The organism is Mycobacterium sp. NGS66 (assembly GCF_059812225.1).
In genome coordinates this window covers 85,484-110,617 of sequence record NZ_JCALCG010000011.1, presented here as the reverse complement: position 1 = coordinate 110,617, position 25,134 = coordinate 85,484, and the positions used below count along the sequence as shown (strand labels likewise).

Annotated in this window: 17 protein-coding genes; 9 read left to right on the top strand and 8 right to left on the bottom strand. The window is 63.8% G+C overall.

The annotated features are described in order from the left end of the window. Positions 1–24: 24 nt before the first annotated feature. The 7 genes from AC5Y2L_RS19575 to AC5Y2L_RS19545 all read right to left on the bottom strand — a co-directional run bounded on the left by AC5Y2L_RS19575 (position 25) and on the right by AC5Y2L_RS19545 (position 6,442). A complete protein-coding gene (locus AC5Y2L_RS19575) occupies positions 25–1,419 on the bottom strand; it encodes an acyl-CoA reductase (RefSeq protein WP_499937342.1) in 1,395 nt (464 codons plus the stop codon). A gap of 85 nt (positions 1,420–1,504) precedes the next feature. After that, complete coding sequence (locus AC5Y2L_RS19570; RefSeq protein WP_499937344.1) at positions 1,505–2,842, bottom strand: hypothetical protein; 1,338 nt, start codon at positions 2,840–2,842, stop codon at positions 1,505–1,507. A gap of 56 nt (positions 2,843–2,898) precedes the next feature. Next, complete coding sequence (locus AC5Y2L_RS19565; RefSeq protein WP_499937346.1) at positions 2,899–3,366, bottom strand: hypothetical protein; 468 nt, start codon at positions 3,364–3,366, stop codon at positions 2,899–2,901. 10 nt (positions 3,367–3,376) lie between these two features. Continuing rightward, positions 3,377–4,072, bottom strand: a complete 696-nt coding sequence (locus AC5Y2L_RS19560; protein WP_499937348.1) for a hypothetical protein — start codon at positions 4,070–4,072, stop codon at positions 3,377–3,379. A gap of 277 nt (positions 4,073–4,349) precedes the next feature. After that, positions 4,350–4,964 carry a TetR family transcriptional regulator gene (locus AC5Y2L_RS19555; RefSeq protein WP_499937350.1) on the bottom strand — a complete coding sequence of 205 codons (615 nt, stop codon included), beginning with the start codon at positions 4,962–4,964 and terminating at the stop codon, positions 4,350–4,352. An 88-nt stretch (positions 4,965–5,052) separates the two neighbouring features. Next, positions 5,053–5,796, bottom strand: coding sequence for an alpha/beta fold hydrolase (locus tag AC5Y2L_RS19550; protein WP_499937499.1), 744 nt, complete (start codon positions 5,794–5,796; stop codon positions 5,053–5,055). Positions 5,797–5,809: 13 nt separating this feature from the next. Then, positions 5,810–6,442 (bottom strand): TetR/AcrR family transcriptional regulator, encoded by a 633-nt coding sequence (locus AC5Y2L_RS19545; RefSeq protein ID WP_499937352.1) that lies wholly within the window; start codon positions 6,440–6,442, stop codon positions 5,810–5,812. A gap of 81 nt (positions 6,443–6,523) precedes the next feature. Between AC5Y2L_RS19545 and AC5Y2L_RS19540 the strand changes: the two genes are divergently transcribed. From AC5Y2L_RS19540 to AC5Y2L_RS19515, 6 genes are all read left to right on the top strand, one after another. Continuing rightward, positions 6,524–6,904, top strand: a complete 381-nt coding sequence (locus AC5Y2L_RS19540) for a carboxymuconolactone decarboxylase family protein (protein ID WP_499937353.1) — start codon at positions 6,524–6,526, stop codon at positions 6,902–6,904. Positions 6,905–6,912: 8 nt separating this feature from the next. Continuing rightward, positions 6,913–7,818, top strand: coding sequence for an NAD(P)-dependent oxidoreductase (locus AC5Y2L_RS19535; RefSeq protein ID WP_499937355.1), 906 nt, complete (start codon positions 6,913–6,915; stop codon positions 7,816–7,818). 227 nt (positions 7,819–8,045) lie between these two features. Next, a complete protein-coding gene (locus AC5Y2L_RS19530) occupies positions 8,046–9,137 on the top strand; it encodes an amidohydrolase family protein (RefSeq protein WP_499937356.1) in 1,092 nt (363 codons plus the stop codon). Between the two features lie 33 nt (positions 9,138–9,170). Next, entirely contained in the window at positions 9,171–10,316 is a 1,146-nt protein-coding gene (locus AC5Y2L_RS19525) for an amidohydrolase family protein (protein ID WP_499937357.1), read from the top strand. A 1-nt stretch (position 10,317) separates the two neighbouring features. Beyond that, positions 10,318–10,710 carry a Rieske (2Fe-2S) protein gene (locus tag AC5Y2L_RS19520; protein WP_499937359.1) on the top strand — a complete coding sequence of 131 codons (393 nt, stop codon included), beginning with the start codon at positions 10,318–10,320 and terminating at the stop codon, positions 10,708–10,710. A gap of 12 nt (positions 10,711–10,722) precedes the next feature. Further along, positions 10,723–11,589 (top strand): alpha/beta fold hydrolase, encoded by an 867-nt coding sequence (locus AC5Y2L_RS19515; RefSeq protein ID WP_499937361.1) that lies wholly within the window; start codon positions 10,723–10,725, stop codon positions 11,587–11,589. 5 nt (positions 11,590–11,594) lie between these two features. Here AC5Y2L_RS19515 and AC5Y2L_RS19510 read toward each other — a convergent pair whose 3' ends face one another. Beyond that, positions 11,595–12,068 carry a hypothetical protein gene (locus tag AC5Y2L_RS19510; RefSeq protein ID WP_499937363.1) on the bottom strand — a complete coding sequence of 158 codons (474 nt, stop codon included), beginning with the start codon at positions 12,066–12,068 and terminating at the stop codon, positions 11,595–11,597. A gap of 37 nt (positions 12,069–12,105) precedes the next feature. Here AC5Y2L_RS19510 and AC5Y2L_RS19505 point away from each other — a divergent pair, with 37 nt between their 5' ends. The 3 genes from AC5Y2L_RS19505 (at position 12,106) to AC5Y2L_RS19495 (ending at position 25,066) form a co-directional block, all read left to right on the top strand. Continuing rightward, complete coding sequence (locus AC5Y2L_RS19505) at positions 12,106–13,395, top strand: NADH-ubiquinone oxidoreductase-F iron-sulfur binding region domain-containing protein (protein WP_499937365.1); 1,290 nt, start codon at positions 12,106–12,108, stop codon at positions 13,393–13,395. Next, positions 13,392–13,688, top strand: coding sequence for a ferredoxin (locus AC5Y2L_RS19500; RefSeq protein WP_499937367.1), 297 nt, complete (start codon positions 13,392–13,394; stop codon positions 13,686–13,688). Before AC5Y2L_RS19505 ends, AC5Y2L_RS19500 begins: the two co-directional genes overlap by 4 nt. Before the next feature lie 614 nt (positions 13,689–14,302). Continuing rightward, positions 14,303–25,066 (top strand): BTAD domain-containing putative transcriptional regulator, encoded by a 10,764-nt coding sequence (locus tag AC5Y2L_RS19495; protein ID WP_499944328.1) that lies wholly within the window; start codon positions 14,303–14,305, stop codon positions 25,064–25,066. Positions 25,067–25,134: the final 68 nt, after the last annotated feature.

Here is a 25,134-nt window from a genome sequence, read left to right as displayed (position 1 = left end):
AGATCGACTGGGTGGCGTACGATTTCACATGCCGCTGGTCGTGATGTCGTCGTCGCCCATCCAATGGACGAAGCGCTGCAGCGGATACATGGCATCGTGCGGGCTGCCGAGCACATGCGCATTAGCGGTTCCCAACCGGCACAGGCGCTGGGCGCCGGCGCTTGCCAACTGATCTCGCAATTGCGCCTTGCGCGCGTACGGATACACGCCGATGGTCTGAGTAGCGACGTTGACGTAGCGGACCGCATCGTCGAGTGATTCGACCATCACCACGTTGGACGTCTTGCTGGTCGGCTGGAACTCCACCGGTGAGTTCGAGAGGATCACCAAGCCGCGACCGTCGAACCCACCCCAGGTCTTGACGTCACCCATCGCCTCCATCACCTCGACCTCTTCCCGGACTTCGGCTGCCAGCGGCAACCCATACGCCGACGCGAAGTCGCGGTCCACTTTCAGCCGCTGCGCCAACCGGGCACACAGCGATTCGACTTGCGGCCGTTCACCTTCCACGAAGGCGTAGCGGCTGGCCAGGCAGGCTTCCTGATTGAAGACCGTGGTGTCGGCGGCCAAGCGCTCAGCGACATCGGCGATGCTGTCCGGGGAGTCGAAGGCTTCGCGACCGATCATCGAGATGGAGGACTTGGGGTCGAAGGAGATCAACTGGATGCCCGGTCCCAGATACTTGATCACGTTATTGATGGCCTCGCCTCCGCCCCAGGCGACGATCTTGTCGAAATACTGCGGCCGGTACAGGGCGCGCTCGATCACCGCATCCCCGCCCTGCCAGTACACCGCCGACATCGACTGCACCACAGGATGTTTCGGATCTATTTCCGCCATCGTGCGCAGCACCGCAACCGTGGTGAACGGATCACTCGACGGCATCTTGAAGAGGTTGACCGCCTTGACCAAGGCTCCCTGCGCGATCGATGCGACGCACCCCGACGGCGCGTTGCCGGCCAACATGTGCACCATGCGTGGCGGAAAGGCCCGGACCGCGCCCTTGTTGCCATACCCGTCGATGCGCTCGACCCACCCGTCCAGCACCTCGCGGTTGGCGAAGTTCGAATCGACGATGCTCTCCAGCAGTTGCCTGGTCAGGTAATTCGGGGCCTGGCGATAGAGGTTCTCGACGACCCGGCGCGGCAGCGGGTTGGTGGCAGCGATCAGCTCCAGGCATTGCTGTAAGTGCGGGTTACGGTCCAAGTGCAGGCGGTTGCCGGTTTCTACCAAGAAGTCGATGATCTCCGCGAGTTTGACGTCGAGCAGCGGCGGCAGCTGCGATCGTGGCAGTACCAGTGCGTCGAGATCGATTGCCGGAGTGCTGAAGTCGGCGCCCAGGTCGCGCGACGTATGCCGCACCGCATCGCCGTCGACCAGTTTGCCCCGGACGAAGTGCGGCGCCGAGACAATAGTCATGCCACCCACCCTCCGGCGAACAGACGCAAAAGTACCCAAAATTTGCTATTTCTAGGTGCTTTTGCGTCTGCTCGCGCATCCGTACTCATGCCACCCCCCGCACATAGGCGTCAATGGACCCCGCGCAGGTGATCTTGTCTCCTCCCGGCAGGTCCGCATACCGGGTGATATCTCGGCCCACGGTAGGGCCTTGGTGGCCGCATAGGCATCTCGCGAAGCTGACGCGCACCCGGTCACCGCTGATCACCCCGCCCCAGCGTCCTTCGATCGAAGTATCGAAAAACGCTGCCCGAGCCTCGATTTCACCGCCACCGGCGTCCAGCAAGTGTTCGCCGTCGGTATCCAACGGCAGCATGATCACCCACGGCGAGATGTGATAGCGCCCGGCATGGCATAGCGGAAACGTCGCATTGATCTCGCGCATGCTGTACATGTGGTAGAGACGCCCCTCGGCGACGTTGAACGTCTCCAGCACGTATTCGCGGTAATTCTCCGGCAGCACAGCACCTTTGAGTCCACCTGCGACCATCATCGCGTTGTTCGGGTTGAAGTCGTCGCCACCATGACCCTTGGCGCGGATGCCTTCCGCGATCTGATAGAGCGTGGCGAACATACCGGTCGCAAGCAACGGCAGCTCGCGGGCCTCGATCACCGCGTCGACGGCCTTCTTGGCCGACGCGTCCATGTCGGCCGCCCGTTGCGCGGCGATGCGTTCGAACTCCGCGATCTCGTTGGGACGTGCCGTGCCATCGGCCAGCTTTCGCCGCAAGGTGATCATCTCCACCATCGACCCCACCGTGATGGGCTCACCGTCGCCGAACTGATACGGCGGATACCGCGAGGAGAAGCAGTCGACCATAGCCTGGCGGATCGCGTCTTCGCGCGGGGCGGCGAATTGCGGTCCCAGACCAAGGAATTTGCGGTCTTCACCGCGGGTGAGGCCCGTTGCCCACAGCAGCGCCTCGACATTGATCTGCGCCGAGAGTTCGATGTCCCGCTCGGTGCAGGACAGCATGGCCGGCTTCCCGGTGGTCCCGCTGGAGCACGACACATAGTGGCCGACGGTCTCTAGCCGCTCGATCCAGTCGTCGAGAGTTTCCACACCGTCGGTGTCGAGGTCGCGCACTGGTCGGGTTGACACGGTCGCCAGCCACTTGCCCATGCGGTCCCAGCGTCGCTCATTGAGCCAGCCTTCCGCGTAGGTCTTGTAAGTGGTGTGCGCAAATAGCAGCGGAACCAGGTCGGCGGGTTGTTTGATCTGTTTCACGCCAGTCGATTCCGCGCGATTGGCCAGCAGCGGGATCTCGGCGGCCTGGCTCTGCAGTCGCTCGTTGGCTGCCGCCAGCTGCACGGGCAGCAGGTCGGCGGGAGGAGTATCAAAGCAATCGCTTGCGCCGACGAAGTCCGCCAGACGCCTAGTCACAGATGTCAACGGTTACTACCTCTCGACCGGGCATATTAAGTAGACACTGATGTATATTAATGGCCGTCGCCGGTGCGCTGCATCCCAGAGCTGTGCTGCGCGGCTTGTTGGCGGGCAATCCGAGCGTCGTGGATCCTGACCAGCTCGCGGAAGCCGAGGCGCGGATATTGCGGCGCGGGCTGGATTCCCCACCGGTCCTTGGCGGTGTCGACTCCCGCCCCTTCAGGTGCACCGTTGACGGGCGGGCCGAAGAATGCATAAGGGTATTGGCACTCCAACGACTCATTGTTGTAGCGCACCTTCATGAGCTCGCTGCAGATGTCGCGGAATCCCAGTGTCGGGTAGCCATACCAGATGGCGAGGAACGGCAGGGTGAATGATCCCTCTAGGACCAGCCCGACCAGGCAGACCACGATGCCGCGCCTGAGCCATTTGTGCAGACGCGCGTGATATGTATCGGTTCCCAACGGTAGGTCTTCGGCAGGGGAGTCCGCCGTCGGCCTTGCGGCCTTGGATCCGTCCATCAGATCCTCCTTATTCCGAGAAGATTTCGCGGTTGACGGTGTGCAGGTATGGAATGGCGAGGAACGGGGTGATGTACATGATGTCGAATACCCACCAGCCCAGGACGGGGAAAACGATTCCCGCATAACGAATGTCGGCGTACTCCGTCATGTTCATGACATAGCCCACCCAGATCACAACGCCGAACCAGCACGTGACGATCAGCCATTGGTGACCCCACCGCTTCATCCGCAAGAACGCGATTGCGGCGGCGATCCGCATCGGGAACACCACCAAAATGCAGGCGAATTCCCAACCCTTCTCACCCGGCGCACTCGCGCCGCCGATCCACAGTTGGTTGTAGTGCCAAAAGTAGCCACCGTCCATCACGTTGCCGATCGCCGTGTACAGCACGCGGTAGACCAACGAGTGGTTGGCAACCATATCGAGGATCCAGCCCTGCAGGTTGAGGCCGGCGTCCAAGATGACCAGGTAGCCGATCAGGGTGACCATGATCGGTCGTACGGATAAGCCGGCCTTCGATGCTCGTCTCAGCAACGCCAGGCCCCAGAGGAACATGGGCAGGCCGAAGATTCCTGGCACGTTAGCGCCCATCACCAAAGTCCCTGCGACGAGCCATTTGTCGGCGCGATGTTGCGCCCGGCGGCTGTCCTCGATTTGCGTGTCGAGGGCTCCGGGATGGTGGTTGGTCAGCGGCAGATTCACGTCTCCCCCTACCAGTTCCGGGTCGCCCACATGGACAGCTGGATGCTGAACATGACCAGCAGATAGCCGTAGATAAAGATCTGGAAGACGATCAGTGCCCGCTTACGCTGCCGATCTCGATCGTTCATTACATGCCCGCCGCTCAGAAGGTTCCGATGCCGCGCATGATGTAGTACCAAAACCCCACGAGCGCAGCGGCTGTGCCCCATCCCGCGCCGAGGCGCACCAAGTCCTGCCACATGTCGAACCTCCTCATGGATCGATTTACCCCGGTCGTTTACGGAGCCTGAAGACCGCGGCGCGTGTTGGCGACGAAGTCGTCGATCACACGACGGCGCGACGCCTTGGTGCCGTGGATGGTGACGAGCAGTGCGTAGAACCCCAGCAGGAAGAACAGTGCGCTGTGGACGGGGTCGGCTTCCGGGTGGACTTCGCCCCGCTGCTGTGCCCGCTCGATCTCCCGGGCGACCAGCCCGACCAGTGGATGATCCCTGGGCTTACCGAAACCGGGCGGCCGCGTCTGGGAAAAGTGAAGTGCCAGAACGTCCCTGAACAACCGGGCGCCGAGCCTTGATTCGGCCGCCAGGACCAGTCGAACCACTTCGGCCAGGGTCGACGACAGGTCGGGCTCAGTGGAGACGAACCGCCCGAGGTCCGTGGCCAGCCGGCCGACCAGATTGCGCTCGGCCTCTTCGAGGATGTGTTCCTTGGTCGGGAAGTGGAAGTAGAAGGTGCCCCGAGCGACGCCCGCCACCGAGATGATGGCACCGATGTCGGCGTCGGCCACGCCCGATCGCCGGAACTCGGCCAGCGCTGCGTCATAGATGCGCTGACGGGTTTCGAGGCGCTGCGCTTGACGTCCGCGCGGCCCGTCATTGAGTTGCGTTGTCATCAAGAGGCATTGTGCACCCATTCACTGACATTTTTCAATGACATTTTTCAGCGAACGATCCAGCGCTGGCGGCGCGACCTGGTTTTGACTAGCTTTCTGCCCACCGCGTGCAGCGCTCAGCCAGGGTGGCGGCCAGCCATGCTGGTTCGCTATACATCAGGTCATGGCAGGCGTCGACGCAGATCAAGGTGTCGACGCCGCCCAGTGATTTCATGGCGTCGAGCTGCTGTCGCGAGGAGAGTGCGTGGTCGCGCAGCGTCATGATCCACGTCCGGGGCACGCCCTGGGGCAGGCCGCTGCGATCGGCCGGTTCGAAGATGACAGCCGGAGATTCCAGACACAGCCGCGACAGCACCAACGCGCGCTGCTGGCGAGTCATGCCGTTGCAGAACGCGTATCTCGCTAGGGATCTGGGCATTGGGAACGATGCGCGTATCCAACGCGCCGATCGTGCCAATGGAGCCAGGGGTCCGCGCAGCGTGTCCACCACCGACGAACCCTGTGGTGGAACGAACGCGGCCACCAGAACCATTTCGCGCACCCGCGCCGGCCCGAGCTTGGCCACGACGCCCGGCACAGTCAACCCGGCCATCGAATGCCCGACGACCACCACATCACCCAATCCCGCATGGTCGATATCGGCGACCACGGAGTTCACCCAGTCGGCGATCCGCGCACTCGCCAGATCCGCCGGATTGCGCCCGCGACCCGGAAGGTCCACTGCCAATACTCGCAATTCTGGTGTGCGCCTGGCTAATTCGGCAACGGTGAGCTCCCAGCAGTCGGCGGCATGCGCGCCGCCGTGGACCAGTACGAGGCCGGGTAGTGCCATCTGAGTTGCCGGATCACCCGCGGGGCAAAACGCCGCGAAGAAACAGATCGACCGCATGCTGCAAGTGGCGCTCCTCGTCCTCCGGACTGCGATAGATGCCGTAATCAGCCAGCCGCGCGGGGAGGTGCTCGATCAATGCGATGAAATGCCCGGCGGTCAACTCGAGATCCTCGACCTCGATGGTTCTCGACTCCTGGTGTCGCCGAAGCAAGTCCATGACTTGTCGGTGACGCCCCGACCAGGTCATCGAGTGCGCGCTGACGGCGAACTCGGGAAACCGGGCCGATTCGTTCATCGCGATCCGTGTCAAACGCACGATGTCTGGGTCGATTGCGCGGGCTAGCCCGGCGCGCCCGATCGCGACCAGGGCGTCGCGCAGATCAAGGTCGTCGAGTTCGTCGCACGATTCGGGCTCGGTCCTGCGGGTGAGCGCCCAGGGGATGACATCGACGAAAACTGCGCGCTTGTCGGGATAGCGCGCGTACAGCGTCCGCCGCGTGATGCCGGCGGCCCTTGCGATCGATTCCATGGTGGTGCCGTCATAGCCGTGTTTGACGAACGTCGCGGCGGCCGCCTTGCGCAGCTTTTGGTGTAACTTCTTTGCTTCGGCCTGCGTCGGCCGCCCGCGGCGTGCTGTCGGAACCACGACTCGGAAGTATACGAGCTTGTATATATGCTCTGATGGGCCGCAATTGCCGGCTCAGCGCGACGTCGAAGGAGCAGACCGGTGGACCGTGAAGCGTACGACAGGGGACTCGAAGTGCGGTCCGCGGTGTTGGGTGAGGCATACGTCAACAAGGCGCTGGCCGATGCGGACGATTTCACCAAGCCATTGCAAGACCTGATCACCCAGTACTGCTGGGGCGAGGTCTGGGGACGTGAGCAGCTGCCGCGCAAGACGCGCAGCATGCTCAACCTGGCCATGATTCCGATCCTCAACCGGCCCAACGAATTGCGCACCCATATCAAGGCTGCACTGACCAACGGCGTCACCCGCGACGAGATTCGCGAGATCTTCTTACAGGTCGCCATTTACGCCGGCGTGCCCGCCGCGGTCGCCAGCTTTCGCATCGCGCAACAGACCTTCGCCGAGCTCGACGAGAGTTAGCACCGGCCATGGACATCGGGTTTATCGGCCTGGGCAACATGGGCTTTCCCATCGCGCGACGGCTCATCGAAAACAACCACAATGTCGTCGCCTACGACACAAATGCCGCTGCGCTGCAACGCATCCTGGCCCACGGGGCACGGGCGGCGTCGTCGCCTCGAGAGGTCGCCGACAGCGTCGTGACCGTCATGGCCAGTTTGCCGTCGCCGGCGGCGTCGCTGGAGGTGGCAACCGGAGTGATCGAAGGCGCCCGGATCAAGCGGTATGTGGACTTGTCGACGGTCGGCAGTCACATGGCGGTGCAGATCCACGACCTGCTGGCCGAACGGAACATCGTCGCACTCGACTGTCCGGTCAGCGGCGGCGTCAGCGGTGCCGAGAAGGGCACGCTCGCGGTAATGGTGTCCGGCCCGCTCAGCGACTTCCACGTCATCCGACCCGTAGTCGAGGCGATCGGCCGGCCGTTTTATATCGGCGACACACCTGGCTCCGCACAGACGATGAAGCTCGCCAACAACATGCTGGCGGCCAACGTCTTGGTCGCGACGGCAGAGGTCGTCGTGATGGGCGTCAAGGCCGGACTGGATCCCGGCGTGATGATCGACGTGCTCAATGCGGGCTCGGGTGCGACGAGCGCAAGCCGCGACAAGTTTCCCCGCGCGATCCTGCCCCGGACTTTCGATTACGGCTTCGCCACCGGGTTGATGGTCAAGGACGTGCGGTTGTATCTCGACGAAGCCAGGGCGCTCGGCGTGCCGGCTGATCTCGCCGAATCGATCTGCCGGATCTGGGAGTCCACGGTCCGCGACCAAGGCCCCGATTCGGACTTCACATCCGTGATCAAGCCGCTGGAGAAAGCGGCCGGCGTCACGGTCGGCCGAGCGGGCGCAACGCCTGCACAGCCCGACAGCTAATCCGATCGAGGCGCACCGGGCACTCGCCCACACCAGTGAGAATGGTATTATACTCTCCGAAGAATGGCCCTTACGCCAGCCCTAGAATATGACCGTTTACCAGCACCGATGATTAACCGAAATGCTTACCGGAAGTCCATTGATCAACCGCTTGAAAAAATGTTAGGTTGGCTATCATCTGCTCGTGACGGGCTTCCTTTGTCCAGCGAAGCCGGAGGGTGGCGTTCGTGATCGAACACGCTGACGGAATACGCACGCCGGTGATCGATGCAAGCGTGCACATCTTCTTTCCGTCCAACAAGGATCTGCGATCCTTCCTGCGCGAGCCGTTCAAGAGCCGTGGTTTCCCCGACTACGAGATGGACTGGTACGGCGCGCCCGGCAGTGAGTACGCGCCGTACACCGAGGGGCCGGACCGGCGCTATCCCGGCTCGGACCCCGAATTCGTTGCGAACGAACTGTTTTCGAATCGCGGCGTCGACGCGGCGGTCTTGCATCCGATGGGCCGCGGCATCATGCCGGACCGCCATCTCGGCAGCGCCTTGCACGCCGCACACAACGAGATGATGGTGTCGCGCTGGCTGGAACACGACGAGTTCGGGGAGAGATTCCGCGGCACCATCCGGGTAAATCCCGACGACATCGCCGGCGCAGTGCGGGAAATCGAGAAATGGCGTGCGCACCCACGCGTGGTCCAGGTCGGCGTCCCGCTACAGTCCCGGGAGCTTTACGGCAAACCACAATTCTGGCCGCTATGGGAGGCTGCCGCCGCCGCGAACCTTCCGGTCGCGGTGCACATCGAGTCCGGTGAAGGCATCGGGTTTCCACCAACGCCGTCCGGGCACACCCGAACCTACGAGCAATACGTCAGCTTCATGGCGCTGAACTACATCTACCACCTGATGAACATGATCGCCGAGGGCGTGTTCGAGCGGTTCCCCACGCTGAAGTTCGTCTGGGCCGACGGTGCCGCCGACTTCCTGACGCCGTTCATCTGGCGGATGGACACCTTCGGGCGCCCACATCTCGAGCAGACACCGTGGGCACCCCGGATGCCCAGCGACTACCTGCCCGGCCACGTCTATTTCGTGCAGGGCAGCCTCGACGGGCCCGGCGACGTGGAATTCGCCGGTGAATGGTTCGGCTTCACCGGCAAGGACGACATGGTGATGTTCGGGTCCAGCTACCCGCACTGGCAGTGCGGCGATGTCCGCAAGCTGCCCAAAGCGCTGTCCGCCGAGCAGCGCGAGAAGGTGTGCTGGCGCAACGCGGCAAACCTGTACGGGATCGACATAGCGGTCGACCTGGCACGCGGGTAGTCGCAAAATGGACAGAAAGCAAGGGAGATCACGATGACCCTGACCCAAACGCAGGAACGGATACCCGCCGCGGAGCGCATCGCCGTTCGATGTGTCGACTCCGATGTCCACCCGGTGCCCAAGCGCGGCGAGATCACGCAGTACATCCCGGAGCCGTGGCGCAGCAAGTTCTTCTTGGACCACAAGGTCGGCGAGCTCATCTACTACGACGCCCCGGACTACGCGCACAGCTTTGCGATGCGCGTCGACACCTTCCCGCCCGATGGCGAATTCCCCGGCAGCGACCCGGATATGGCGTTTCGCCAGCTGATCATGGAAGCCGGCTCCGACATCGCAATCCTGGAGCCCGGCGGCCGCACTCCGCGCCTACCCGAGGCGCACCAGGCGTATTCGACCGCACTCAACCACTGGCAGGCCAATCATTGGCTCGACAGCCACAACAACTGGCACCAGCGCTGGCGCGGGTCGATCTGCGCCGCGGTCGAAGATCCCAAAGGCGCCGCCCGCGAGATCGAGGAATGGGCCGGGCACCCCTACATGGCGCAGATCCTGATCAAGGCCGAGCCGCGACCGTCCTGGGGTCACCCGATGTACAACCCGATCTGGGCGGCCGCCACCAAACACGACATCACCGTGAGCTGTCACCTATCGCGCAGCAATTACGAGATGCTCCCGACACCGCCGGTCGGCTACCCCAGCTACAACCACGACTTCATGGTCACCTACTCGCTGCTGGCCGCGAACCAGGTGATGAGCCTGATTTTCGACGGTGTCTTCGACCGCTTCCCGACGCTGCGAATCGTGTTCGTGGAGCACGCTTTTACCTGGATCCTGCCGCTGATGTGGCGGATGGACGCGATCTACGAAGCCCGCAAGTCGCGAATGGAAATCAAACGCAAGCCGTCCGATTACGTCAAGGACCACATCAAGTTCACCACCCAGCCGCTGGACTACCCGGAGGACAAGACCGAGCTGACTCGCGCGCTGGAATGGATGGAGTGCGACAAGATCCTGCTGTACTCATCGGACTACCCGCACTGGACTTTCGACGACCCGCGCTGGCTGGTGAAGCACCTTCCCAAGGGCGCCCGCGAAGCCATCATGTACAAGAACGGCATTGCAACCTATCACCTCCCGGAGACCGTTCCGGTCCTCGAGGGTCAGACCCGGGTGCTCTGAATTGACCGAAGAAACCAAGCGGCCCCGCCTCGCACAGGGCCGCGAGCATGTAGTGGCGACAGTGGACGAGATCCCGCCGGGCACACACAAACTGGTCCCAATCGGACGGCACGGTGTCGGCGTCTACAACGTCAACGGCACCTTCTACGCGATCGCGAACTACTGCCCGCACCAGGGCGGCCCACTCTGCTCGGGACGGCCCCGGGGCCGCACCATCGTCGACGAGTCCGCGGCGGGTGATGCGGTCATGGTACGAGACCTGGAGTACATCTATTGTCCTTGGCACCAATGGGGTTTCGAGCTGGCAACCGGCACGACGGCGGTCAAGCCGGAGTGGAGCATCCGGACATATCCGGTACGCGTTGTCGGCAATGACGTCTTGGTGATGGCCTGACAGGAGTATCGGGTGGCTTCTCTCGAGGTGAACGGCGGTAACGTCGTCTACGAAATCCTCGGTGACTCAGGCGAACTCATCGCCCTGACGCCAGGTGGCCGGTTCAGCAAGGAAATCCACGGCTTGCGCCCGCTGGCCGAGGCGCTGGTCGACGGCGGCTATCGCGTGCTGCTGTGGGACCGGCCGAACTGTGGCGCCTCCGATGTCCAGTTCTATGGCCAAAGCGAATCGCATATGCGTGCCGAAACCCTGCACAAGCTGGTCACGGGACTGGGCTTCGATCGCTGCATCCTGGCCGGGGGTTCCGGCGGCGCAAGGGATTCCATGCTGACCACCATGCTGTACCCCGAAATGGTCAGCAAGCTGGTGGTGTGGAACATCGTCGGCGGCATTTACGGCACCTTCGTGCTGGGTTCGTTTTACGTCGTGCCAAGCATTCTCGCCGCCCGCGGCACCGGGATGGAGGGCGTGATGAAGGTCGCGGAGTGGCGCGAGCGCATCGAGGAGAACCCGGCCAACAAGCAGCGGTTCCTCGACTTCGACAAGGACGAGTTTCTCAAGGTGATGCTGCGCTGGCTCAACGCGTTCGTGTCCAAGCCGGGACAGACCATCCCCGGTGTCGACGACGAAATGTTCGACCGCATCAAGGTTCCGACGCTGATCATCCGCGGCGGCGAAAACGACTGGGATCATCCCAAACGGACATCGCTGGAAGTCAGCTGCCTGATCAAGGGATCGAAGCTGATCGATCCGCCGTGGCCGGAGGATGCCTGGGAGCGCGCGTCCGAAGACCGCGCGGCCGGCAGGGTGAAGCACTTCAACATGTTTGACACCTGGGTGCTGGCGGCGCCCCCGATCCTGGAATTCCTGGGCACGTGATGTATTCACCGGGTACGAATATGGACCTCGCAGTTCAACGTTGCCTCCAGCGCCGTATGAATCCGGCTTTCCGGGATGCGTTCGAGGTCTTCTTCGCGCAACGTCACATAGACGACGTCGAAACCCTCGTCGCCCGGCTGGCGGTCGATTTCGCCGGTGAGTCCGAACCCGGACAGCACCCCGTGGGCATCGTCGTCGGTTCCCCTGCTGATGAAGGTCACTGTGCCCGTCTTCGGCAGAGTTCCAAATGCTTTGGCGCACAGGTCAGTTGCAGCCTTCTTGGTGGTGTCGACATCGTCGCTGCCGATCAGCAGCATGACCTCGCGGCGGCTGTCCGGCATCGCCGCGAGATCGTTTTCCACCATTTCCGCGCCGAACTCGGCCACCAGCTCACGGAGCTCCGCCGTGCCGTTGCGTAACTGCTCTGGCGTGAGCACACCGCCCGGGTCGACGTTGACCCGTATCACCGCGGTCCGCATGCGGGATAGCCTAACTGGAGCGACGGCGGCCTGAATCATGAAGACACAAGCAACGATCACGACGGTTTCCGGGCCGGGTTGTGCGCCCCGGCTCTTGGTGCCCGGCGTGGAGGACTACGCGACATACCGGGAACAAGGCGGCTACCAGCCGTTGGCTGACGCAGATGCACTGCTGAGCGAAGTCGAGGCCGGCGGCCTACTCGGCCGCGGCGGTGCCGCGTTTCCGCTAGCGGTCAAATTGCGTTCGGTGCGCGACAACGGGCAGTCGGCAGGCGGCACGGTCGTCGTCGCCAATGGCGAAGAGGGCGAACCGGCTTCGATCAAGGACCGATGGTTGCTGCGCAACCGCCCGCATCTAGTGCTGGACGGGCTGCGGCTGGCCGCGGCAATCGTGGCCGCCGACCGCGCCTACGTCTATGTGTCGGACCAGGAGTCGGCACTCAGCGTCGAAACCGCGCTAAGCGAGTTAGACCCCGGCATACTCGGCTCCGTCACAGTGCAGCTGTGGACGGTGACGCCCGGCTACGTCGCCGGCGAGGAAACCGCAGCGGTCCGCGCCATCAACGGCGGCCCGGCCAAGCCGACGGACAAGCCACCGCGCCCGTATGAAGAGGGTGTCGGGGAGCGCCCTACTTTGGTGAGCAATGTCGAAACCCTGGCCAATCTGCCCTTCCTGCAACGCCACGGCTCGGCAGCGTTCCGCTCAGCGGGCACGTCGGGTTCGCCGGGTACGTTTCTGGCGACCATCACCGGCGCGGATCGGTCACCGGTTCTCTACGAACTTCCCCATGGCATACCGTTCACTGAACTGCTTGCGCTGCATGGAGTTTCGGCCGATCAGCTGCGGGGCGCGCTGATGGGTGGTTATTTCGCCGGACTGCTCAATCGGACAGTGCTGGGTACCCGTTTGGACCATGAGACGATGCGGGGCCTCGGCAGCGGCCTGGGCTGTGGGGCTATCTCGCTGATCACCGACGACTGCCCGGTTGCCGTCGCGGCCTCGGTGCTGGCCTACTTCGACCGCGAAAACGCCGGGCAATGCGGATCCTGTTTCAACGGAACGGCGGCGATGGCCGCGGTCGGCGCGGCGCTGCGCGATGGCGTCGCCACCACCGAGGACCTCGACCGGTTGCGCCGCTGGTCGGTGGTGCTGCGCGGCCGCGGCGCCTGCGCGACTTTGGACGCCGCCTGCAACGTGGCAGCGAGCTTGCTGGACCAGTTCCCGCGGGAGGTGGCGGTCCATCTCGACGGTGATTGTCCGGACTGCCGCAACCAGCCATTCCGCGCCGACCGTCCCTACCAGGCTGAGGCTTGGAGGCAACCATGAAAATCCGTTTGGACCGCACTGTGTGCGACGGCTTCGGACTGTGCGCCAAGCATGCGCCTGGGTATTTCTCGCTCGACGACTGGGGATACGCGTCGCTGACCGGGGATGGCGTCGTCGCCGACGAAGACCACGATGACGTGATGCGGGCGCTACTGGACTGTCCGGTGCACGCCATCACTGAGATCGGTGATCGCAGACCGAGCGTGCCGCACCCGGAACTGCACGACGAGGACGATCCAGCGGCGCACGTGCATACCGAATCGAACGAAGCCCAGTGGGGATTCACCCGGTAATCGACCGGGTCACGCCTGCCATTTAGGCACCAGAAAAGCAGGCCATATTGCCCTCCGCAATTCGATATCGCCGGCGATATCAACTTGCGGAATCAGTGGTCGAGTCGTGGAGAGACTGATGTGGCTGATGTGCCTCAGCACGGAGATGCGAGTCAGGCCTTCAGCCGCGCCTCCGCCTCGGCAATATAGTCGCGCGTGATCGGCAATGCGCGGCGGTCGCGGATCTATTGGGCCTGGTAGTTCACCATCGCGCGGTTGAAGAAACCGACCATCGCGCCCGCCAGGTAGAACTCCCACATGCGATAGAAGTGGTCGTCATACATGGCGATGATCTCGGACTAGCCACGCCGGCTCGGCCCGCTCGCGCGCGATCTTGAGTTGCTCTTCCGAGAGCTTTGCCGTCCGCGTCGTAAACACTCAGCTCGCCCTGCTTGATGAGCTTCTTAAAAGCCCGGTCAAACAGCAGCATGAGGCTTATTCTAGGGCTCCGTTACAAAGCTGACGTTTGGGACTCACCAGCTATACGGGCAGCCGAAAGTTAGCCAGCCAGCGCCCCGAGGCGTCTTTACTCGATCTTGACCAGGCATTGAATTCCAGCGCCGACGATTGTCAATGTGAGTACGCTTCCATGGGTGGAACTGGGGGTTTTGGGACCTCTCCAGGTCCGGCAGGACGGCGAACCCGTCAGTATTCCGGGCGCCAAACCTCGTGCCATCCTCACGATGCTCGGGTTGCGCGCCGGTTCGGTTGTCTCGGCCGACACCCTCGTCGAGTTGCTCTGGGGTGAGGATCAGCCGCGCACAGCCGCCAAAGCCCTGCAGACCCACATCTCCTCGCTGCGTCGGACCCTCGGCGACGGCTTTGTCTTGACGGAGGGCGCGGGTTGGACCCTCGCCGACAGCGACGTCGACGCCTCACGCTACAAAGCGGCCGCCCGACTCGGGCGCGCTGCCGCGGCTGCCGGCGACATCGGCCAAGCGGTGGCCCGCTTCGAGGAAGCGCTCGCCCTTTGGCGCGGAATCCCCGAACTGCCCGACACCCGGCGGGGAGCCTCGGAAAAGACACAGTGGATCGAGAGCCATGCCGCGCTAGTGGAGGATCGTGCTGACGCGCTCCTGTTGACGGGGCGCGCCGCGGAAATCATCGGCGAGCTGGAAGCCGCGGTGGCCGACGCGCCCATGCGCGAGCGGCGTTGGGGCCAGCTGATGCTCGCGCTCTACCGCGCCGGCAGGCAGGGCGAAGCCCTTGGCGCTTACCAAAGGGCCCGGACGCTACTCGCCGATGAGCTGGGCGTCGACCCTGGACCGGACCTACGCCGGCTCGAGGCCGCGGTCGTCGCCCAGGACACCGCGCTGGAAATCCCTGCGGCACAACAGCCTTCGACGCTGACTCGGCCGGTGACCTTCCTGCTGACCGACATTGAAGGTTCGACAGCGGCCTGGGAGGCAGACGCCGAGGCCATGGCCGCGGCGCTGGCACGACATGACGAGCTCGTCGAACAGGTCGTCACGTCGCGTGGTGGTCGGTTGATCAAGACGCGCGGCGAAGGCGATGCCACGTTCTCGGTCTTCGAGCGGCCATCGACGGCTGCCGCCGCGGCTATCGAGTTGCAAGAAGCGATCGGCCAAGAGCCATGGGCGTTGCGCGAGCCCATGCGCATCCGCGTGGCCCTACACACCGGGGAGGTCGAGCTGCGCGACGGCGACTACTTCGGTCGGGCGGTCAACCGCGCCGCGCGCCTACGCTCGCTTGCCGAGGGTGGCCAGATCCTGTGCTCGGGTGCTACCGCCGAGCTGGTCATCGACTCACTCCCCGATGACGTCGAGCTCGCCGACCTCGGGATGCGCCAGCTGAAAAATCTCGCGCGGCCGGAGCATGTTTTCGAACTTCGGCTCGCCGCTGCCGAAGTCAGCGCGACGGCGCCGACCACCGATACGCCCATCGACCGTCCCGAGCTTCCCGCAGTACTCGGCGGCCCGGGAACGTTCGTCGGGCGCGGTCGTGAGCTCGAGGGACTATTTTCCGCGTGGCAGCGCGCGCTTGCCGGTGGCACGAACGCGGTGCTGATCGCCGGCGAACCGGGTGTCGGCAAGACGCGCCTGGCCGGCGAATGGTCCCGGCGGGCCTATGACCAAGGCGCCCTGGTGATTTACGGCCGTTGTGACGAGGACCTCGGTGCGCCGTACCAGCCGTTCGCCGAAGCGTTGCGTTCGCTGGTGCCATGCCTTGGTGCCAATCGGCTTCGGGGGCTGCGCGGCGCGGAAGCACTGCTGGCGCTGGTTCCTGGGCTGACCGATGTGCTACCTGATCTAGCCGCGCCGACCCGCGCGGACCCGGACACCGAACGCTACGCACTTTTCGACGCCGTCGTCGCGCTGTTGGGAATCGCCTCTGCCAGCGCGCCCGTCGTGCTGATTCTCGATGACCTGCACTGGGCGGCCAAACCCACGCTGCTGCTACTGCGCCACCTACTGCGCTTCGGCGAGCATCACCGCGTGCAGATCGTCGGCACGTATCGCAGCACCGACCTGGACCGCTCGCACCCCCTCGCAGCCATGCTCGCCGACCTGCATCGCGACGGCACCGCCGAGCGCATTGCCCTCGGTGGCCTGGATGAGGATGACGTGACCGCATATGTCGCGGAGGCGGGCTTCGACGACGAAGAGCTGGCGCGGGCGCTGGCGTCGGTCACCGGCGGCAACCCCTTCTTCCTCATCGAGGCACTGCGCCACGTCGACGAAAGCGGTGGCCATTGGGATCCAAGCACCCTCCCGCAAGGGGTTCGTGAGGCCGTGACCCGCCGACTGACCCGGCTTCCGGCGGAGACGAACAAAGCTCTCGCGGCAGCCGCGGTCGTCGGCAGCCGGTTCGGATTGGAACTGGTCGAGCGCGTGGTCGGGGACGACCTGGTCGACGCCTTCGACGAGGCGTGCAAGGCCGGCATCATCATCGAAGAATCCAGCGGTCATTATCGGTTCAACCACGCCCTCGTCCGGCAGTCGCTGCTTGCCGAACTGCCGTCTGTGCGGCGGCTGCGGTTGCACCAGCGCATTGCCGCGACGCTGGAGACCGAGCCCGGCGCCGACGATGAGTTGCTGGCCGAACTGGCTTATCACTACTTCGAATGCGCGTGGGCCGGGAACGCAGCCAAGGCCGTCGAGTACTGCCGGCGCGCGGCGGACCAGGCGATGGCACGGCTGGCCTACGAAGGCGCCGCCGACCTCTACGACCGGGCGCTGCACGCGCTTGAGGAAATCGACGACGAGCTGCCCGACCGTGACGACCAGGTCGCCGCGCTGGTAATCGCCCGCTGCGAGGCGCTGTTAGCGGCGGGTGACGTCACTTCAGCGGCAGGCGCGGTGGCCCAACTGCAAGATGCGACGCGTGATTCGGCCCGTCTCGCGGCGTGGGCGACGTGCTTCGACGGACAACTCTCGATGTTGATCCATCCTGAACGGCTCGACGAGGTGGAGGCCTCGGTGGGCGCGGCCGCGAGCAAGCTGGCCGAGCTGGACGACCCGGCCGGAGAAGCCATGGCGCACACCGTCCGTGCCGGCTGCCTCACGCGCCTCGGAAGGATCGGCGATTGCGAAATCGCTTTGGACGACGCCCTCACCGCGGCGCGACGCGCGCGCGAGCACCGCCGCGCCAACGCGGTCTTGGCGGGTGCGCCACTCGCGGCGCTGTGGGGACCAAACCCGGTTCCGCGGGCGGGCGGGCGGTGCCTGGATGTGGTGCGGCTGCTGCGAATCACGACGGACTCCCCCGCGGTCGAGGCGACGTCCACGCGGTGCCAGGCGGTCCTGGAGGCGTTTCGCGGACGCGCTGAGGCGGCCCGGCGGATGATCGAGTCGGCCCGGCGCACGGTCACCGAACTCGGTCTGCGCCATGCCTTTCTCGAGGTCCAGCACTTCGCCGGCATTGTCGAGCTGGTCGTCGGAGACCCGGCCGCGGCCGAGCCGCATCTTCGTCAGGCCTACAACGGTTTTCGTCGGATGGGCCTGGACGGCGACACGGCGGAGACCGCCGCGCTGCTGGGTCGCACCTGTCTCGCGCTCGACCGCGTAGCCGAGGCTGACGAATTGTGCAGGGAGAGTGAGCGTCTCGCTGGGCACGCGCTGAAGCCGTCGATCGCGTGGCGGAGCCTGCGAGCGCATCTGCTGTCGCGCGGCGATGATCACGAAGGAGCCCGGCGGACCGCCGAAGCTGCGGTCGCCCTTGCCGAGCGCACCGACCTGCTGGTTGATCACGGCGACGCATGTGCCTCGCTGGCAACGGTTTTGAGAGCTGCCGGGGACGTCGCCGGTGCGCGAGCCGCTGCGGAGCGCGCGGTCGGTCTGTACGAGCGCAAAGGCGCTGCGGCGCTTGCCGAGATGGCGCGCGACATCCTGGGTGCCGAGCGGCCGACAGTCCCGGCGCCGCCTGAATCGCGGGAGCTGGTCCAGCCGGACAATGTGTGTGCGCAAGCAATTGGGCGCCTCGACTCCGCCGTCGACCGCGAGGCGTGGGATGAGGTCGAGCAGCTCATCGCCCCCCTCATTTCGCACGAGAACCGCCGGAAGATAGTCGGCTACCCGCGGGTCGAACTTTCGGCTAGTGAATGGACGCGCATGGGACGACGTGGCCGCAAAGTCGGTCCGATGCGTCATCGTCACGCGGTCGTCGCCGTGCGCGGCGAACGACTTGCTCTAAGCCGATTAGAGATAGCCACTTCAGACGTCAGCCCCACCGCGCCGCGTGATGAGATGCTCGAGCTATTGGGCCTCGACGAAGACGGTCGTATCGCGCTGCAAGTGTTTTTCGACATCGACGACATCGATGCCGCGATGGCCGAACTCGAGGCCACGCACGCGCGATTGGAGGCACAGCGATCAAGTGCCCCACAGATCGAAAACGCGGCGAGTCGGATCAACGATCGGATCGGCGAGCTGTTTACCACCAGCCGCTGGGACGAGATCGGCGCGCTGTTCGCCGACGACGTTCGGCTCGATGACCGGCGGCGAGGACTCCGGCGAGAAAGCAGCGACCCCGCCACGGAAGTTGCTAACCTTCGCGCGATTGCCGACTTGGGCATCATGAATATCTCGGCGAAGCCGCTCGCCCTGAGAGGCAATCGTCTGTGCCTCAGTCATGTAACGTTCCACGGTCGCGACGATTTCGGCACTGAAACGCTGGCGATCACCGAGGTCGATGGCGGGTTGATCGTGGCGATGATCGCGTTTGACCTGGATGATGACGACGCCGCTTACGAGGAGCTGGAAGCGCGGTACCTAGCCGGCGAGGCAGCGCCCTACGCAAGAGTCTGGCAAATCGGAATGGAAACGCTCGGCGAACTCAACCGTCACGAACCTGGACGGAGGATTGCCGACCTTGTGTACACCGATCACCGACATATCGGTTTCGCGCCTGGGGATTTCGGTCGCGCGGTCGAGGAATTGTGGGCGCTCGTGCCCGACGCGCGCTATCGGACAGCTGCGGTATACGCGCTCGACGCCCACGGCATCGTTGCCAAATTCGTCATCGAAGGCACCGATGTCCATGGAAACGAATTGCAGTGGCCCCGTGTGCTTCTCCTTTACGCCGGCCGGGGCGAGACGCGGTTGGAAGTCTACGAAGAGGACGACGTAGACGCCGCCCTTGCCCGCTTCGAGGAGTTGCGCCCGCAAGTGCGGCGGCTGGAAAACGCGGCAAGCCAAGTAATTGAGCACTTCCTGGACTGCTTTGTAGCCCGCAACTGGGATGCGTTGCGTGACAACTTGGCCGATGACATGTCATCCGAAGATCGCCGTCGAGTGGTCAACGCCGGCACCCGGCAGGACCGCGACGCTGAGGTCAAAGATTTCCGACTAGCCGCTGATCTTGGCGTCACCCATGCGACGTCAGACGTCATTGCCACCCGTGGCGAGCGGCTCGTCCTCATCCGTTCACGACTATCGCGCCGCGATCAAGACCCCGAGGGGTTCCGAGTCGATCTCCTGTGGCTCGTCCAGCTAGACGCCGAGGACCGGATCGCTGCCTGGCTAACCTTTGATCCCGACGACTTCGGCGGCGCCATAGCCGAACTCGACGCCCGCTACGTCGCGGGTGAAGCGGCGGCCCACGCGCACACCTGGTCGGTAATCGCTGGAAGCTATGCAGCGATCAACCGACATGAGCAGCCAGCGATTTCGCCCGACTGGGTCAATGTCGATCACCGGCGGGAGACCGCGATGGGACCCGGCGACCTGATCGAATACATTGGAGCGGCCCCGGATCCGAACCAAGACAACCAATCTTATGTCGAGGCCGTGCACCGACTGGACGACTTGGGCGCAGTCATCACTTACGCAGCGCATGAGACTTCGCAAGAGGGCCTGACGGCCGAGTGGCGCGGGATCGGGATGTTCACCGTCGAAGGCGAAATGATCAACCGGACTGAGGTTTTCGACGAACAGGACGCCGACACCGCGATCGCACGGTTCGATGAGCTCAGCCGACCGGCGCCGCAACTGCAAAATAGGGCAAGCCAAATTAGTGACCGATTTCTCGCGTACTTCGCGGCGCGCGACTGGGATGCGATGGCCGAGATGACGGCTGAAGACTTTTCGAGTGACGATCGTCGTCGCGTGGTGGGTGCAGGGGTCCAAGTGGGTCGAGATGCCGATCTCGACAATATGCGGGCGTGGGCTGACGTCGGAGTTAGGAACATGACGTCCACCGTCATCGCAGTCCGGGGAGAGCGTCTGTTCCTGGGCCGTACCCGCTTCTTAGGCGCCGAGCAAGCGCCCGATGCGTTCCACAGCGAGGTTCTTGGCATCGTCGAAGTCGATGCCAAAAACCGTATTGTTGCGCGGGTCGTGTTTGACCCCAGCGACTTCGAGGCTGCCATCGCCGAACTCGACGCACGCTACCTCGCCGGCGAGGCGGCACCATACGCGCGCACGTGGTCACTCGTCACCGGCGCCTTCGCCGCCATCAACAGACAGGAACTCCCTGAGCTGAAACCGGATTGGGTGAACATCGACCATCGACGCGGTGCAGCGTTCGCGCCTGGCGAGATGACCGCATTCGTTCACGACATATTTGCCGACTCGCCGGACATCAACGTCTACATCGAGGCTGTCCATCGCCTGAGCAGCCTTGGAGTGGTCGTTACCCAAAGAGCACATGGCAATTCGCAGAACGGTTTTGAAGCCGAATGGCGCGAGATCGGGCTCTTCATGTTCGACGGCGATCTGCTCAGCCGTTGCGAGTTGTTCGACGAGGCGGACCTCGACGCGGCGATCGCGCGATTCGAACAGCTCAATCGACCGTCACCGCGATTGGAAAACGCCGCAAGCCGACTCGTCGATCGCTATACGACATACTTCGCCGCCCGCGATTGGGACGCGCTGGCAAATTCGCTGGCGCAGAACATGATCGATGATGATCGTCGACACATCGTGAATGCCGGCATCACACGCGGTCGACACATCCAAATCACCAACAGTCAAGCCGTGGCAGAGATCGGCGGCGAAAGAATTACGTCGACCCTCATCGCGACCCGCGGCGAGCACCTCGCGCTATGTCGGTCGTCGATCGTCGGCCGCGGCCAACAATCCGGGGCATTCCGTATCGACTTCCTCAGCGTTGTGGAGGCCGATGCCGACGAGCGGATGGCAGCCCACGTTGCATTCGACCCCGATGACGTCGACGCCGCTTTCGCGGAACTCGAGAAGCGCTACCTTGCCGGCGAAGCGTCCGCCCACGCACACACGTGGTCGCTCATTATGGGCGCCTACGCCGCGACCAACAGGCGCCAACTCCCAGCAATGACACCGGATTGCGCGAATATTGACCATCGGCACGGAGCAGGGTTTGCGCCCGGCGAGCTAACCGCATATGTCCACGACTGGTTTGACGACGCGCCGGACCTCGATGTCTACATCGAGGCTGTCCATCGCCTGAACAACCTTGGAGTGGTTGTCTCCCACACCGCGCGTGGCACCTCGCAAGAGGGCTTTGAGGCCGAGTGGCGCGACATCTTGCTCTTCGTGTTCGACGGCGATCTGATCAGCCGTTGCGAATTGTTCGACGAGGCAGACCTCGAGGCCGCACTTACCCGCTTCGCTGAGCTCAACCGGCCGGGCCCGCGGCTGGAAAACGCGGCAAGCCGAGCAGTCGAGCGGTTCCACATCTGCTTTGAGGCCCGCGACTGGGACGCCATGGCCGAAATGATGGCCGAGGACGTATTGGATGACGATCGTCGGCGGGTGATCAACGCCGGTGTGCGACTCGGTCGGGATGCCGAAATCGCGAACATGCAAGCCATCGCCGGTATCGCGGCCGAGAAACTTTCGTCGACCGTCATTGCCACCCGCGGGGACCGCCTCGTCCTGAGGCGGGTGCAAGTGGGCAGTGACGCGCTACCCGAGTCATTCCAGTTCACTGATGCGCTGCAGATAGTAGAAGTCGACGCCAACGATCGGTTCTCAGCGGTCGTGACGTTTGACCTCAACCAAATCGACGCCGCATTCGAAGAGCTGGAGGCCCGATACATTGCCGGCGAGGCGGCCGCCCACGCGCACACGTGGTCAGTCATCGCGCGGGCCCAGGCCGCAGTAAACCGGCACGAATACCCCTCGACGACATCGGATTCGGTTTATATCGATCATCGACCGGTCGTACGGACCGAGGAGGTTGATATTGCCGCATCTCTTCGTGCCACTTGGGGCCTTGCTCCACAAGTCAGATTCCACCTCGAGGCTGTGCATCGCCTGAGCGAATACGGAGCCGTCGTGACCCAGGTCCTGCAGGGGACCTCGCAAGAGGAATTTGACGCCGAGTGGCGCGTGGTCGACGTTTTCACGGTCGAACATGACCTCATCACCCGCTGCGAAGTATTCGACGACGAAGCCGTTGACGCCGCGCTCGCCCGCTTTGATGAATTGCACCCGCAGGCACCGCGATTAGAGAACGAGGCGGGCAAGATCATCGAGCGGTATCAAGCGTGCTTCACGGCTCGCGATTGGGCCGCCATGGCGGAGCTACTGGCCGACGAGATTGTCACGGACGATCGCCGCCGGGTCGTGAATGCAGGGGTTCGACGTGGCCGAGAAGTGCATATCGCGGATATGCAAGCCACCGTCGACGTCAGCGACCCCACCTTTTCTGCCAGCATCATCGCGACCCGCGGGGAGCGCCTTGCCCTCGCGCGGGTCCGTATCTTCAACCGCGGCATGACCGACGAGGTCGGCGCCGAGGCGCTCGGCATGGTCGAGATCGACGCTGACGTACGGATGGTGGCGATGATTTCATTCGACCCCGACGACTTCGAGGCCGCGTTCGCCGAGCTTGATGCGCGATACATTGCCGGCGAAGCGGCCCCGCACGCGCAGACCTGGTCGGCGATTGCCGGGACGTTCGCCACGATCAACCGGCACGAACTTCCCACGATGACTTCGAATTCGGTTTACATCGATCATCGACCACTCATCTCGACCGAGGCGATTGACGGGGCAGCATTGCTCCGCGCCGCATTGGACCTCACACCCCAAGTCCGCATGTATGTCGAGGCTGTGCACCGACTGGATAACCTCGGGGCAGTCGTGAGCGTTGTGGCTCGCGGGACCTCAGAGGAGGGCTCCGACGTAGAGTGGCGGCCGATCGACATATTGATGTTCGAGGGCGACCGGATCAAGCGCGTCGAGCTATTCGACGAGGCAGACCTCGACACGGCCCTCGCCCGCTTCGAAGAACTGCAGCCGCAGGCGCCACGGCTGGAAAACGCAGCAGGCCGAATATTCGAGCGATACCAGTCATGCTTCACGACCCGGGACTGGCCTGCCATGTCGGAGCTACTGGCCGACGACATTGTCGTGGACGATCGCCGTCATGTCGTGAACGCAGGGGTTCGACGTGGCCGAGACGTGCACATCGCAGACAATCGAGCCGCCGTTGAGATCGGCGCAGAGACAACATCTTCGAGCATCATCGCGACCCGCGGGGAGCGCGTCGCCCTCGCTCATCTCCGTTCCTTCAACCGCGGCCCGGGCGGCGAGGTCGGCGCGGAGATGCTCGGCGTCGTCGAGATCGATGCCGACGAGCGGATCGTCGCGGGTGTGATATTCGACCTTGACGACATCGACGCCGCCTATGAACAACTCGACGCTCGCTACCTCGCGGGCGAAGCGGCGGCCCACTCGCGCACGTGGTCGGTAATCGCAAGGGAATGCGCCGCATTCAACCGGCGCGAGCACACCATTGCGGACTTCATCACCATCGACCACAGGCCGCTCGCGATAATCGACGCGGCTGACCCGCAAGCAGCCGTGCGCACTTTTGATGTCACGCCAGACTTCAGCATCCGCATCGAGGCGGTGCATCGGCTCAGCGGTTTCGGAGCGGTCGCCACCTACACGGCGCATGGGACCTCGCCAGAAGGTTTCGCCGCCGAGTGGCGAATGATCTTTGTTCTCACTGTCGAGGGCGACCGGATCAACCGCTGCGAAGTATTCGACGAGGCAGACCTCGACGCCGCAATCGCAAGGTTCGACGAACTGCAACCGCAGGCGCAGCGGCTGGAGAATGCCGCAAGCCAAGCGGTAACGCGTGAGTGGGCGTGCTTCGCGGCCCGAGATTGGACTGCGATGGCCGAGACAATGTCCGACGACTTTTCTACCCATGATCACCGTCGGGTTGTCAACGCCGGTGTCCTACGCGGTCGTGACGCACATATCGCGAATTATCTAGCGGTCGCCGAGGTCGGGTTCGAGGACATTGCGTCTACCGTCCTCGCGACTCGCGGGCAACGCCTCGCTCTCATTCGTGTTTGGTCCTCGGCCCGTGGCTTTGAACCCGGAGAGACTGGCCCCGAAATGATCGGCGTTGTTGAGGTCGACGCCGACGACCGGCTCACCGCTGCAGCCCTATTCGACCTTGACGACATCGACGCCGCGTTCGAGGAACTCGATGCCCGATACATTGCCGGCGAAGCAGCCGCCCACGCACACACATGGTCGATCATCGCGAGGACCTATGCCGGGTTCAACCGGCACGAATTCCCCTCGGCTACATCAGATTCGGTTTACGTCGATCATCGCCCGCTCCTAACGAACGACGCGAGTGAGTTGACCGCGAACATCCGTGCCACGTGGGATCTCATGCCGAATGTCCGCTTCGTCGCCGAGAGTGTGCATCGGCTGAGCGAAATCGGAGCCGTCGTCACACAGACCCTGAAAGGGATTTCGAAAGAAGGCCTTGATGTCGAGTGGCGGATGGTCGACCTCTTCACGGTCGAAGGCGACCTGATCAGCCGCTGCGAGATGTTCGACGAAGCAGACCTCAACGCCGCGCTCGCAAGGTTCGACGAGCTCAACGGGCAAGTGCCGCCACTTGAGAACGCCGCAGCCCAAACCTGAGCGCGTAGCCGACGCGGCGAACCGCCGTGACCTGGACGGTCTTTTCGCGCTCAGCAGTGCAGGGGGTC

Bases quoted from the DNA above. Each gene is read 5' to 3' on its own strand.
- AC5Y2L_RS19575 (WP_499937342.1), bottom strand. From the start codon at position 1,419: ATGACTATTGTCTCGGCGCCGCACTTCGTCCGGGGCAAACTGGTCGAC.
- AC5Y2L_RS19565 (WP_499937346.1), bottom strand. From the start codon at position 3,366: ATGGACGGATCCAAGGCCGCAAGGCCGACGGCGGACTCCCCTGCCGAA.
- AC5Y2L_RS19555 (WP_499937350.1), bottom strand. From the start codon at position 4,964: ATGACAACGCAACTCAATGACGGGCCGCGCGGACGTCAAGCGCAGCGC.
- AC5Y2L_RS19550 (WP_499937499.1), bottom strand. From the start codon at position 5,796: ATGGCACTACCCGGCCTCGTACTGGTCCACGGCGGCGCGCATGCCGCC.
- AC5Y2L_RS19535 (WP_499937355.1), top strand. From the start codon at position 6,913: ATGGACATCGGGTTTATCGGCCTGGGCAACATGGGCTTTCCCATCGCG.
- AC5Y2L_RS19525 (WP_499937357.1), top strand. From the start codon at position 9,171: ATGACCCTGACCCAAACGCAGGAACGGATACCCGCCGCGGAGCGCATC.
- AC5Y2L_RS19510 (WP_499937363.1), bottom strand. From the start codon at position 12,068: ATGCGGACCGCGGTGATACGGGTCAACGTCGACCCGGGCGGTGTGCTC.
- AC5Y2L_RS19505 (WP_499937365.1), top strand. From the start codon at position 12,106: ATGAAGACACAAGCAACGATCACGACGGTTTCCGGGCCGGGTTGTGCG.
- AC5Y2L_RS19500 (WP_499937367.1), top strand. From the start codon at position 13,392: ATGAAAATCCGTTTGGACCGCACTGTGTGCGACGGCTTCGGACTGTGC.